This window comes from Neorhizobium sp. T6_25 (genome assembly GCF_002968555.1).
GTDB lineage: Bacteria > Pseudomonadota > Alphaproteobacteria > Rhizobiales > Rhizobiaceae > Neorhizobium.
Window position 1 is genome coordinate 324,134 of sequence record NZ_PVBL01000002.1, and the last position, 12,643, is coordinate 336,776.

At 63.9% G+C, this 12,643-nt stretch carries 11 protein-coding genes; 4 read left to right on the forward strand and 7 right to left on the reverse strand.

Annotated elements, in window-relative coordinates:
* Positions 1-169: 169 nt before the first annotated feature.
* From C5L10_RS03760 to C5L10_RS03775, 4 genes are all read left to right on the forward strand, one after another.
* Positions 170-511 carry a sarcosine oxidase subunit delta gene (locus C5L10_RS03760; RefSeq protein ID WP_105400878.1) on the forward strand — a complete coding sequence of 114 codons (342 nt, stop codon included), beginning with the start codon at positions 170-172 and terminating at the stop codon, positions 509-511.
* The gene (locus tag C5L10_RS03765) at positions 508-3,483 is read left to right on the forward strand and encodes a sarcosine oxidase subunit alpha (protein ID WP_105428576.1); all 2,976 of its coding nucleotides are present in this window, start codon (positions 508-510) and stop codon (positions 3,481-3,483) included. The genes C5L10_RS03760 and C5L10_RS03765 overlap by 4 nt, the downstream gene beginning before the upstream one ends.
* Positions 3,476-4,036 carry a sarcosine oxidase subunit gamma gene (locus tag C5L10_RS03770; RefSeq protein WP_105428577.1) on the forward strand — a complete coding sequence of 187 codons (561 nt, stop codon included), beginning with the start codon at positions 3,476-3,478 and terminating at the stop codon, positions 4,034-4,036. Before C5L10_RS03765 ends, C5L10_RS03770 begins: the two co-directional genes overlap by 8 nt.
* Positions 4,037-4,102: 66 nt before the next feature.
* Positions 4,103-4,411: a hypothetical protein gene (locus C5L10_RS03775; protein ID WP_172716900.1), complete on the forward strand. Its 309-nt coding sequence runs from the start codon at positions 4,103-4,105 to the stop codon at positions 4,409-4,411.
* A gap of 13 nt (positions 4,412-4,424) precedes the next feature.
* On the opposite strand, the gene C5L10_RS34705 is transcribed toward C5L10_RS03775, so the two are convergent.
* The 7 genes from C5L10_RS34705 to glgC form a co-directional block, all read right to left on the reverse strand.
* Positions 4,425-4,553 (reverse strand): hypothetical protein, encoded by a 129-nt coding sequence (locus C5L10_RS34705; RefSeq protein ID WP_255393569.1) that lies wholly within the window; start codon positions 4,551-4,553, stop codon positions 4,425-4,427.
* A gap of 84 nt (positions 4,554-4,637) precedes the next feature.
* The gene (locus tag C5L10_RS03780) at positions 4,638-5,696 is read right to left on the reverse strand and encodes a DUF2332 domain-containing protein (RefSeq protein WP_105428579.1); all 1,059 of its coding nucleotides are present in this window, start codon (positions 5,694-5,696) and stop codon (positions 4,638-4,640) included.
* Between the two features lie 5 nt (positions 5,697-5,701).
* Entirely contained in the window at positions 5,702-6,187 is a 486-nt protein-coding gene (locus tag C5L10_RS03785) for a MaoC family dehydratase (protein WP_046668259.1), read from the reverse strand.
* Positions 6,188-6,322: 135 nt separating this feature from the next.
* Positions 6,323-8,269 carry a glycogen debranching protein GlgX gene (glgX, locus tag C5L10_RS03790; RefSeq protein WP_105428580.1) on the reverse strand — a complete coding sequence of 649 codons (1,947 nt, stop codon included), beginning with the start codon at positions 8,267-8,269 and terminating at the stop codon, positions 6,323-6,325.
* A gap of 4 nt (positions 8,270-8,273) precedes the next feature.
* The gene (locus C5L10_RS03795) at positions 8,274-9,902 is read right to left on the reverse strand and encodes an alpha-D-glucose phosphate-specific phosphoglucomutase (protein WP_105428581.1); all 1,629 of its coding nucleotides are present in this window, start codon (positions 9,900-9,902) and stop codon (positions 8,274-8,276) included.
* A gap of 2 nt (positions 9,903-9,904) precedes the next feature.
* Positions 9,905-11,362 carry a glycogen synthase GlgA gene (gene glgA / locus C5L10_RS03800; RefSeq protein ID WP_105428582.1) on the reverse strand — a complete coding sequence of 486 codons (1,458 nt, stop codon included), beginning with the start codon at positions 11,360-11,362 and terminating at the stop codon, positions 9,905-9,907.
* Positions 11,363-11,368: 6 nt separating this feature from the next.
* Positions 11,369-12,631, reverse strand: a complete 1,263-nt coding sequence (gene glgC, locus C5L10_RS03805; protein ID WP_046634651.1) for a glucose-1-phosphate adenylyltransferase — start codon at positions 12,629-12,631, stop codon at positions 11,369-11,371.
* Between the last annotated feature and the right edge of the window lie 12 nt (positions 12,632-12,643).

Genomic DNA, 12,643 nt, shown 5'->3' on the forward strand with positions numbered 1-12,643 from the left:
GCCGGATGAGGAGGGCTTCAAGGCAGGCTCGTCCTTCGCTTGTCGCTCGGACGCTCGCGCCTTTCGTCGCTCGCCCCCTCATCCGCCCTTCGGGCACCTTCTCCCCGCTGGGGAGAAGAAGGAGTACGAGGCTGGCCTTTACACCGACCCTATGTGCCGGGAGACTTTCATGCTGCTGATCCATTGCCCCTATTGCGAGGAAGACCGCTCGGAACTGGAATTCCGCTGGGCCGGCGAGGCGCATATTGCGCGGCCGGAGAATATCTCGGCGATTTCCGACGAGGAATTCGCCGAGTATTTCTTCCTGCGCAACAACGAAAAAGGCCTCACCTATGAACGCTGGCGGCATATCCACGGCTGCGGCCGGTTCTTCAACGCGGCGCGCGACACGGTGAGCGACAGGTTCCTGATGACCTACAAGGCGGGAATGCCGAAGCAGCCGCTCCCGGAAACCGGAGCCTCCGAAAAGACCGTCGAGACCTATGAAGCGACCGAAGGAGACGCACGATGAGCGCCTCCTCGAATTCCGGCAGTTTCCGCATCAAGGGTGCGGGCCGGTTGACGCCCGCCCGCACGGCGCGATTCACCTTCGACGGCAAGAGTTATACGGCGCTGGAAGGCGATACCGTCGCCTCGGCGCTCTTGGCGCATGGCGTGCATCTGCTTGGCCGATCGTTCAAATATCACCGGCCGCGGGGCATCTTGTCTGCCGGTCCGGAAGAGCCGAACGCGCTGATCGACGTGTCGCGCGACGCGGCGCGGCGCCAGCCGAACGTACGGGCCACCGTGCAGGAAGTCTTCGACGGCGCCAAGATCGCCTCGCAGAACCGCTGGCCGTCGCTCAAGTTCGATGTCGGAGCGGTCAACAATCTGTTCTCGCCGTTCTTTGCGGCCGGGTTCTACTACAAGACCTTCATGTGGCCGCGCGAGGCCTGGGTGAAGATCTACGAACCCTTCATCCGCCGTGCGGCGGGCCTCGGCGTTGCGCCGACCGAAGAAGATCCGGATCACTATGCCAACCGCTACGCCCATTGCGACGTGCTGGTTGCCGGTGCCGGCGTTGCCGGCCTGACGGCGGCGCTTTCGGCGGCTGCGACGGGGCAAAGCGTTTTCCTGGTCGACGAACAGCCGGAAGTCGGCGGTGCCCTGCATTACGACACGGCGACCACGATCGACGGACAGAACGGTTACGACTGGGCGCAGGCGACGGCGGCAAAGCTGAAGGCGATGCCGAACGTGACGGTGCTGACCCGCACGACGGTGTTCGGTTATTACAATCACGGTTTCCTCGGCCTCGTGGAACGGGTGACCGACCATGTCGCCAAGCCTGGCAAGGACAGCCCACGCGAACGGCTGTGGCAGGTGCGGGCGAAAAAGGTGGTGCTGGCGACCGGTTCGATCGAGCGGCACATGGTGTTTGCCAATAACGACCGGCCTGGCATCATGCTGGCGTCTGCGGCACGCACCTTCCTCAACCATCATGGCGTCGCTGTCGGAAGACAGATCGGCGTCTACACGGCGCATGATTCGGCTTACGAGACGGCCTTCGACCTGAAGCGGGCGGGCGTCTCGATCGCGGCGATCGTCGACTGTCGTGCCGATCCGGGCGAGGCGCTGCTGGCGGAAGCCCGGGCGCTCGGCATCTCCGTGCTAAGCGGCCATTCGGTGACCGATACCGGCGGCCGGCTGCGGATTTCCTCGATGACCGTGGCGCGCAACGGCGGCAGCGATGCCCGCAAAATCTCGGTCGACGCGCTGATCGTTTCGGCCGGCTGGACGCCTTCGGTGCATCTGTTTTCGCAGTCGCGCGGAAAACTGCGATTCGACGACGTCAACCAGCGCTTCCTGCCGAATATCTATGCGCAGGATTGCGTTTCCGTCGGCTCCTGCAACGGCACGGACGACTTGGCCGAACTGATAGACGAGGCGATTGCGGCCGGCGGCGGTTCGGTGGCGCTTGCGGGCGAGAACCGGTTCGAATGGACCGGCGGCATGATCGGGGCTGCGGAAGGTGCGGGGCCGGATACGACGGTGAAGGCCTTCGTCGATTTCCAGCACGACGTGACCGCCAAGGACATCCGTCTTGCTGTGCGCGAGGGCATGCACTCGATCGAGCATATCAAACGCTTTACCACCAACGGCATGGCGTCTGATCAGGGCAAGCTTTCCAACATGCACGGCCTCGCCATCGCCGCCGAAATGCTCGAGCGGCCGATCCCGCAGGTGGGGCTGACGACGTTCCGCGCGCCCTACACGCCGGTCACCTACGGCACGCTGGTCGGCCATTCGCGCGGCGAGCTGTTCGATCCGGCGCGCAAGACGCCGATGCACGCGCTCGAAACGGCCGAGGGCGCCGAGTTCGAGGATGTCGGCAACTGGAAACGCGCCTGGTATTACCCGAAGCGCGGCGAGGATATGCTGGCTGCCGTCAACCGCGAATGTCGGACGGTGCGCGAAGTGGCGGGCGTGTTCAACGGTTCGACGCTCGGCAAGATCGAGGTGGTCGGGCCGGATGCGGCGCAGTTCCTCGACCTCCTCTATACGAATGCCTGGGGCAGCCTGAAGCCGGGCAAGAGCCGCTACGGGATCATGACCCGCGAGGACGGTTTCGTTTATGACGACGGCGTCGTCGGCCGGCTTGCCGAGGACCGGTTCCATGTGACGACCACGACCGGCGGAGCGCCGCGCGTGCTGCACCACATGGAAGACTATCTGCAGACGGAGTTCCCGCATCTCAAGGTCTGGCTCACCTCGACCACGGAGCAATGGGCGGTCATCGCCGTGCAGGGGCCGAAGGCGCGCGAGATCATTCAGCCGTTCGTCGAAGGCGTCGATATTTCCAACGAGGCCTTTCCGCATATGAGCGTGGCGGAATGCAGCGTGATGGGCGTTCCGGCGCGGCTCTTCCGCGTCTCGTTTACCGGCGAACTCGGTTACGAAATCAACGTGCCGGCGGACTACGGTCCGGCGGTCTGGAAGGCGATCTGGGAGCGGGCGGAGCCGATGGGCGCCTGCCTCTACGGCACCGAGACCATGCACGTGCTGCGCGCCGAAAAGGGCTATATCATCGTCGGCCAGGATACGGACGGCACGGTGACGCCGCACGATGCGGGGCTCGGCTGGGCTGTCTCCTCCAAGAAGCTGGATTTCGTCGGCATTCGCGGGCTGAAACGCCCGGACCTGGTGCGCGAAAACCGCAAGCAGCTTGTCGGGCTGCTCACCAAGGAGCCGGCACTGGTGCTGGAGGAGGGCGGCCAGATTGTCGCCGATCCCAACCAGGCCAAGCCGATGACCATGCTCGGCCATGTGACATCGGCCTACTGGTCAGAGAATTGCGGCCGCTCGATCGCGCTGGCACTGGTTGCCGGTGGAAGGGCGCGGATTGGCGAGACGCTCCATGTGCCGCTGAAAGACAGGACGATCGAAGTGGAAGTGACCGACATGGTGTTCTTCGACAAGGATGGAGGCCGTATCCATGGCTGATTCTGGGGCTGATCTGGCAAACCGCACTTCGCCTCTTTCCGGTTTCCACGGCGGTTCGTCGACCGTCCGCCTCGAAGCCGCACCGCCCGCCGAGCGCGTTTCGCTGCGCGCAAGGGCCGAGGATGTCGCGGCGCTCTCCTCGGCGCTCGGCGTCGATCTGCCGGTCAGGCCGAAAACCTCGGCTTCCGCCAATGGCCGCTCCGCGCTCTGGCTCGGGCCGGACGAATGGCTGGTGATCGCGGAAGGGAACGGCGGGCTGATGCAGGCCGCGAAGAATTGCGGCGCGCTGCATTCGGCAACGGATGTTTCCCACCGCAATACGGCGATCCTGGTGTCGGGGCCGGGGGCCGCGGCAGCGATCAATGCCGGCTGCCCGCAGGACCTGTCCTTGAAAGCCTTTCCGGTCGGCGCCTGCTCGCGAACCATTTTTGGCAAAGTCGAGATCGTGCTGCTCAGGACTGCGGACGACGCCTTCCGGATGGAGGTCTGGCGGTCGTTCTCGGACTACGCCTTCGGTCTGCTGGCGGAAGGCGCACAGGACGCGGCCGTCTAAGACAATCGCCTGGCTTGACTTCATCCTGCAGAACCTCACTCTCCTCATGAGAACGGGGAGGATGTCATGGGACAATTCACACTAATGGCAATTGCCGTCGTTGCGGCGGTGATCGGCGGGGCTATTGCCGCAAAGCTTGCCGGAATCGAGATCTGGAAAGGTGCGCTGATCGGCGCCTGCGCGTCTGTCGCAGGGGTGATCGCCTTCTTGGTGCCGGGAATCGACCGGGGCCTCTCGATCCCGATTGCCGGCTTGATCGGGGCCGGCATTTCCGGCGCGGCCGTCGGCCTGACGCCGACCCGCACCGCCCACCTCGCGATCGGCGCGGCGCTGCTGCCGCTCATCGGTTTCGTGCTGATGGAAATGGGGGCTTAGAGGGCTGCGGGGATCACTCGCCGGGCTGGCGGGGTTTGTGCTTGCGGTCGAGATCCCACTCGTGCAGGCGATACGCCGTATAGGCGACGATCCCGATAATGGCAGGCATTCCGAATGAGACGAAAAGCCATTCTGCCGTCATGCCAGTCTCCTCAGGGTTAGCCTCGCCAGGTAATATAGGAAGCCAGCAGTTTCGTCTGCTCGATTTCGGCCGGGTTCAGGTCACTCAAGTTTGCCAACCCTTCCATCTTACCCAGCGACCGTGGGGATCGATGCGACCGAGTTCGCGGGTCTCGCCGGTCGGCCAGATCTGCAGGCTGAGCGCCGCGCTGTTCGGATCGTCGTCCATTTCCATCTGCAACCGGGCAAGTGGGGCATCTTCCGTCGCACGGCTGCCGGCCTCGGCCAGGATCGCCTCGCCCGAGGCGCGGGCTTCCGGCGGTAAATACTGCCAGGCGATCGAATGGTAGACGACATGGACGGTGCCAGACACAAGCACCTTCAGCCGCTTGTCGCGCAGCCAGGCGAGCGCATCGCCTTTTTCGACGATCGCCGGATGTTGTCTGGCGATCTGCAGCGCGGCGCGCGTACGTTCCACCCGGTCCACCTGGTCCGCCCAGATGTAGGAGAGGAGCCGCAGGCTGTCTTGCGGGGAGTTCGGGTCGAGCGGGTTGAGATCGCAGCCGGCGCGGTCCGTAACTGTGATCTCGACATCAGGCGGGGGCGGACCCTGCCAATCGGGCTTCAGCCAGACTGGCGATGACGGATCGCCCCAGAGCAAACCGCCGAGATCGTGATGATAGCGGTCCCAATTGAGATTGAGGCCCATGCTGGCACCGAATTCCGACAGGATCAACGGCCGACGGAACAGATCGGCAATCGTGAGGAAGCCCGCGAGCAAGCCGCTCGACCGACGCACCTCGTTGGTCTGCGGGGCGAAATTCAGCCGTTCGAGAATGAAGGCTTCATGGGTTTCGAAGGCGCTGGCGATCGCGGTCCAAAGCACGTCGTCGCTTACCTCGTTCGGCGGGTAGGCGGCCTTCAGGCGATCATCCTTGCCGTCGATGATCAGCGCATGCAGGGCGCCGGCGAGGCGGGTGGGCACCAGGTCGCCCCTTGTGCCGGGATCGCCTTCCCAGCTCAAAATCCGCCTGCCGACTTCGGTCGAACGGTCGAGATGCTCTAGCATCAACTTGCCGAGGCGCGCGGTAAAAGGCGATCCGAGGATCTGGCCGGCGACGATCTGTTCACGGAACGCCTGCCTGATTTCCTCTTCGGACGCCATGGCGGTTACACTCCTTCGGGCCGGTCCTTCGGATCGAACTGGATGATGGTGATCCAGATGGCCGTCAGCGCCGGTTTCCTCTCGTTCTCGATCTCGATCGAGATGTCGTAAGTGGTCATCAGCATGCCGGCGCCGCGGAAGCGGGTTTCGGCCAGGGTGAAATGTCCGCGGATGCGGCTGCCGCTTTTGACCGGCGACATGAAGCGGATGCGGTCGAAACCGTAGTTGATGCCCATCGTCTGTTCGCGGATCCTCGGCACGCAGTCGAAGTTCATGGCAGACAGCAGCGACAGCGTCAGGAAGCCGTGGGCGATGGTGCCGCCGAAGGGGCTCTCTGTCAGCGCCCGTTCCGGATCGACATGGATGAACTGGTGGTCGTGGGTGGCCTTAGCGAAGAGGTCGATCATCGGCTGATCCACCGTGAGCCAATCCGATACGCCGACTTCCGTGCCAACCAGACCCCCGACCTCGGTTAGCGAAATTTCACGCATGCGACCTCACTGATTTCTTCCAGAAAGCTGACGCAATTCCGGACGGAATGCCGCTTGATACTTTCCCGGAACTGCTCTGATGGCTGGCGGACTTTACAGGGTTTGCCTTGGTTGGCGAGTGATTTTTGCAGCGCATCATTCCTCGATGCAGAAACGGACCGAACGGGCGGGAAGCACCTGATTCCACAGCTCGCGGGAGGCGAAATGTTTCCATCCCCAGCCGGGAAGCGCGAAGCTTGCCTGCTCGTGGCCGCGGTTGAAGAGGATGGCGATGCGGGTGTCTTTGTCGGTCTGCCGGTCGAGCGTCTTCAGCACCATGCCGAGCACCGGGTTGCCGGGATTTTCCCAGTCGCCGACCTCCATGGGCTTGCCGGAGGCGGACAGCCATTCGACATCGCCGTTGCCGGTGAAGAGGGAGGTTTGCGAAAAGACCGCGAAGCGCTTTCGAAGCGCGGCGAGCATGGCGGTGTGTTCGACGAGCACCTTGTCGATCTTGCTCCAGTCGAACCAGGTGATGGCATTGTCCTGGCAATAGGCATTGTTGTTGCCGCGCTGGCTGCGTCCGGCTTCGTCGCCCATCGTCAGCATGACGGTGCCGCGGCTGGCAAACAGGGTGGAGATGAGGGCCGCGGCATCGCGGCGGCGGTTGTCGTTGATCGCCGCATCATCCGTCTCGCCTTCGACGCCGTTGTTCCAGGAAAAATTCTCGCCGTGGCCGTCGCGGTTCTGTTCGCCGTTCGCCTCGTTGTGTTTTTGCTCGTTAGAGACGAGGTCCATGAGGGTGAAGCCGTCATGGGCGGCGAGGAAGTTGACGGTGCGGCTGCGGCCGGACTTTTCGAAAATATCCGATGACCCCGAAAGCCTTGTTGCGAGCGCGCCCGTCGTCCACTGGTCGCCGCGCCAGTAGCGGCGCATGTCGTCGCGGGCGCGGTCGTTCCATTCGAGGAAGGGTTCCGGAAAATTGCCGAGCTGGTAGCCGCCAGGCCCGATATCCCAGGGCTCGGCGATCAGGACGCGGTCCTTCAGCGCCTCGTCGGAGATCATCGCCTTCAGCGTCTCGCCCTTGGCCTCGAAACCGCTTTCCGTGCGGCCGATGACCGGGGCGAGGTCGAAGCGAAAACCGTCTATGCCGGCATGCACGACGAAATGGCGGAGCGTGTCGATGATCAGCCGGCGGACATAAGGGTGGTCGCAGGCGACCGTGTTGCCGGTGCCGGTATCGTTGACCAGGTGGCCGGGCTCGCCGTGGACATGGCGGTAATAGGAGCGGTTGTCGATGCCGCGCATGGAGAGCGTTGCGCCAAACCGGTCGCTTTCGCCGGTATGGTTGAAGACGAGATCGAGGATGGTGCCGATGCCGGCCTGGTGCAGCGTTGCGACCGTTTCGCGCAGTTCCCTGATGCCGCCGGGGCAGAGGCGTGGATCGAGCGCCATGAAGGCGATCGGATTGTAGCCCCAGCCGTTGGTAAGGCCGAGCGGCGGCAGGTGGCGTTCGTCGATCCAGGCGGTGATCGGCATCAGCTCGATCGCGTCGACGCCGATCTTCTTCAGGTGCGCGACGATCGAGGGATGGGCAAGCGCTGCGACCGTGCCGCGCTGTTTTTCCGGGATCGCCGGGTGGAGCATGGTGAAGGGTTTTACCGCGATCTCGTAGACGAAGCCGCCGGGCGGCAGGATCGGACGGCCGATCTTGGCGAGCGGGTCGCGGGTAATGACCGTCTTCGGCACCAGATCTGCGGTATCGACGCCGAACATCGTGAGCCGGGCATCGTGGCGGAAGGGACGGTCGAGTTCGCGGGCATAGGGATCGACCAGCAGTTTCGACGAATCGAACCAGGAGCCGTTATCGGGATCGTAGGCACCCCAGGCGCGGTAGCCGTAACGGGCGCCGGCACCGAGCGCCGGCACCGAGATGCGGTGGATATCGTCGCGGCCGCGCACCAGCCGGTGGCGGGCGGTTTCCTTCTTTCCCTCGGCGTCGAAAAGGCAGAGCTCGATCCGCTCGGCATGGTGCGACCAGACGGCGAAATCCGCGCCGTCTGCCGTCAAAGTCACGCCGCCCTGGATCGCCGTTTTCGCCATAGGCTCAGGTAATCACGGTCGGCTTGTCGCGGCCTGTCCTCTTGCGCAGATCGGAGATCTGGTCGGCCACAGCGATGAGGTCCGCGAGCGCTTCCTGGGTGTCGATCGCGTGGCGTGACGGATCCGGCTCGTAGCGCTCGACATAGACGCGGATCGTGGCGCCCGAGGTGCCGGTGCCGGAGAGGCGGAAGACGACGCGGGAGCCGCCTTCGAAGAGGATGCGGATGCCCTGGTTCTTGGAGACGGAACCATCGATCGGATCGTGATAGGCGAAGTCGTCGGCGGTTGCGACCTTCAGCGCACCGAACGACTGGCCGGGGAGGGTCGCCAGCTTGTCGCGCAGGGCGGTGATCAGCAGGGTGGCGGCGTCCGAATCGACTTCTTCGTAGTCGTGGCGGGAATAGTAGTTGCGGCCGTATTCGGCCCAGTGCGACTTGACGATCTCGGCGACGCTTTCGTTGCGGGCGGCCATGATGTTCAGCCAGAAGAGCACCGCCCAGAGGCCGTCCTTTTCGCGCACGTGGTCGGAGCCGGTGCCAAAACTTTCCTCGCCGCAGACGGTCGCCTTGCCGGCGTCGAGCAGGTTGCCGAAGAACTTCCAGCCGGTCGGGGTCTCGTACATGCCGAGCCCGAGCTTTTCGGCAACGCGGTCGGCGGCAGCGCTGGTCGGCATGGAGCGGGCAATGCCGGCGAGGCCGCGGGCGTAGCCCGGAGCGACGGTGGCGTTGGCGGCGATGATCGCCAGGCTGTCGGAGGGGGTGACGAACATGCCCTTGCCGACGACCATGTTGCGGTCGCCGTCGCCGTCGGAAGCGGCGCCGAAATGCGGCCCGTCGGGGCTCATCACGTCGTCATAAAGCTCCTTGGCGTGGACGAGGTTCGGGTCCGGGTGGTGGCCGCCGAAATCCGGCAGGGGCACGGCGTTGCGCACCGAGCCTTCCGGCGCACCGAGCCGGTTTTCGAGGATATATCGTGCATAGGGGCCGGTGACGGCGCCCATCGAATCGATGACGACATTGACGCCGCTGGCGATCAGCGCCCGGATCGACGGGAAGTCGAACAGCTGTTCCATCAGCTCGGCATAGTCGGCGACCGGGTCGATCACCTCGACCGCCATGCCGGCAACGTCGAAGGAGCCGATCGCATCGAGGTCGAGATCGGCGACATCGGCGATCTTATAGGTATCGATGACCTTGGAGCGGGCGAAGATCGCGTCGGTGATCTTTTCCGGGGCCGGGCCGCCATTGCCGATATTGTACTTGATGCCGAAATCCTCGGTCGGACCGCCGGGATTATGGCTGGCGGAGAGGATGATGCCGCCGAAGGCCTTGTATTTGCGGATGATGTTGGAGGCGGCGGGCGTCGAGAGGATGCCGCCCTGACCGACCATGACCTTGCCGAAGCCGCTGGCTGCGGCCATCTTGATCGCCTTCTGAATGACCTCGCGGTTGTAATAGCGGCCGTCGCCGCCGATCACCAGCGTCTGGCCTTCGAAGCCTTCGAGGCTGTCGAAGATCGACTGGATGAAGTTCTCCGCATAGTTCGCTTGCGCGAAGACGGGGACCTTCTTGCGCAGGCCGGACGTGCCCGGCTTCTGATCCTGATAGGGGGCGGTGGTGACGGTCTTGATCATGGTCAGGAACCTTTTTTGGCAATAAGGCTGGTATAGAGGCCGGCGTAAAGTCCGGCGCTCCTTTCCCAGGATACATCGGATTTCATGCCCTGCTTCTGCATCCCCGTCCAGACCTTCGGCTGATGGTAGAGGCGAACGGTGCGGCGAAGTGCCCGGCGCAGGTTGTCGGTGGTGACCGGGCTGAAGGATACGCCGGTGGCTGCCTTGGCGGCGATCGCGGCGTGGCTGGCGTCGATGACGGTGTCGTTCAAGCCGCCGGTTCGGGCGACGACCGGAATGCAGCCGTATCTGAGGCCGTAGAGCTGGGTGAGGCCGCAGGGCTCGAAGCGCGAGGGGATGACGATCGCATCGCAGCCCGCCTGCATCAGATGGGAGAGCGGCTCGTCATAGATCGAGAGGACGGCGACCTTGCCGGGATGGCGCTTGGCCGCGGCATGGAAGGCGTTTTCGAGCGCCCGGTCGCCGGAGCCGAGCACGGCGAGCCGCCCGCCCATCGCGACGAGGTCGTCGAGCGTTTCGGCCAGCAGGTCCATGCCCTTCTGCCAGGTGAGGCGGGAGATGACGCAGAACAGCGGCCCTGCCTCCTGGTCGAGGCCGAAACGCTCGGTGACGGCCCGTTTGTTCTCGGCCCGGGTCTTTAGCGTCGCGGCGTCGTAGTGGGTTTTCACGGCGGGGTCGGTGGCCGGGTCCCAGATCTCGGCGTCAATGCCGTTGACGATGCCATGCAGGTCGCCTTGGCGGATCGTCAGCAGGCCTTCGAGACCCATGCCGAATTCGGGGGTAAGGATTTCCTCGGCGTAGGAGGGGCTGACGGTCGAGATCGCCCAACTCGTCTGCAGGCCTGCCTTCAGGTAACCGACGCCGCCGAAATATTCGACGCCCTCGATGCTGAAGGCATGCGCCGGGAGCTCGAGATAGGGGAAGATGTCGGCGCCGTACTGGCCCTGGAAGGCGATGTTGTGGATGGTGATGAGCGTCGGCACTTCCGGCTTATCGGAATAGCGCATGTAGGCTGGCACCATCGCCGCCTGCCAGTCATGGACGTGGACGATGTCAGGCCGCCAGCCCTCAGTTCCGTCCGCCATTGCCCCTTGCGCGATCATCGCGCCGGCCTTGGAGAGGGCCGCGAAACGACGCCAGTTGTCGAAATGGTCCTTGCCGGTCGCATCGACATAAGGGCCGCCGGGGCGGTCGAAGAAGGTCGGGGAATCGAGGATGAGGAGGTCGAGCCCCTGGTGCTCGACTTCGAGCACGTCGGCCCTGGCGCCGAGCAGGTTTTCGAAGCTGACAACGACTTTCGCGTCCTTGACGGCCCGCATCACCGCAGGATAACCGGGCATCAGCGTCTTGACCGAAACGCCATGGCCCTTCAGCGCCAGCGGCAGCGCCCCGGCCACATCGGCAAGTCCGCCGGTCTTGACCAGCGGATAGACTTCGGACGCAACCGAAAGCACTTCCATAACGCGTTACAGGTCCAGTTTGTCGATCATCGTCTGGGTGATCAGGCAGATGCCGTTTTCGGTGCGGCGGAAACGCTTCGCATCGACTTCGGGATCCTCGCCAACCACCAGGCCTTCCGGAATGGTTACACCGTGATCGATGACGACATTGCGAAGCTGCGCGCGTCTTCCGATCCGGACATTCGGCAGCACGACCGCGCCCTCCAGGCGGGAATAGGAATTGGCGCGTACCCCGGTGAAGAGCAGGCTTCGATTGAGCGACGAACCGGAGATGATGCAGTCGCCCGACACGACCGACGAGGTCGCCGACCCGCGGCGGTTTTCGTCGTCATGGACGAATTTCGCCGGCGGGTTGATTTCCGCATAGGTCCAGATCGGCCAGGACTTGTCGTAGATATCAAGCCCCGGAACGATTTCCGTCAGGTCGATATTGGCCTGCCAGTAGGCATCGACCGTGCCGGCGTCTCGCCAGTAGGGTTCGCGCTCGAAATCGGACCGGACGCAGCTATCGGCGAAACGATGGGCGACGGCCTTACCGTGCTCGACGATATAGGGAATGATGTCCTTGCCGAAATCGCGGCTGGAGCCGGGCGTTTCGGCGTCGCGCTTCAGCACGTCCATCAGGAACTTGGTGTGGAAGACGTAGATGCCCATCGAGGCGAGCGCAAAACCGGGATTGCCGGGAATGCCGGGCGGATCGGCGGGCTTCTCGACGAAGGCTATGATCTCGTCCTTCTCGTTGACGTGCATGACACCGAAGCCGGTGGCTTCCATGCGCGGCACTTCCAGGCAGCCGACGGTGACCTGCGCGCCGGAATCCACATGCTGCTGGAGCATGTATTCGTAGTCCATCTTGTAGACGTGGTCGCCGGCGAGGATGACCATGTATTCAGGTGCGTAGGCCTCGATGATGTCGATGTTCTGGAACACGGCGTCGGCGGTGCCTTCATACCATTGCGTCTCGGAGACGCGCTGGGAGGCGGGCAGGATGTCGAAGCTCTCGTTGCGCTCGGGGCGGAAGAAGTTCCAGCCGCGCTGCATGTGGCGGATCAGCGAATGGGCCTTGTACTGCGTCGCCACCCCGATGCGGCGGATGCCGGAATTCAGGGCGTTGGAGAGCGCGAAATCGATGATGCGCGCCTTGCCGCCGAAATAGACTGCCGGCTTGGCGCGGCGGTCGGTGAGTTCCTTCAATCGGCTGCCGCGGCCGCCGGCAAGCACATAGGCCATGGCATCGCGCGACAGAGGCTGAATTCTTTTCTCGTTCATCGGTCCCTCCCA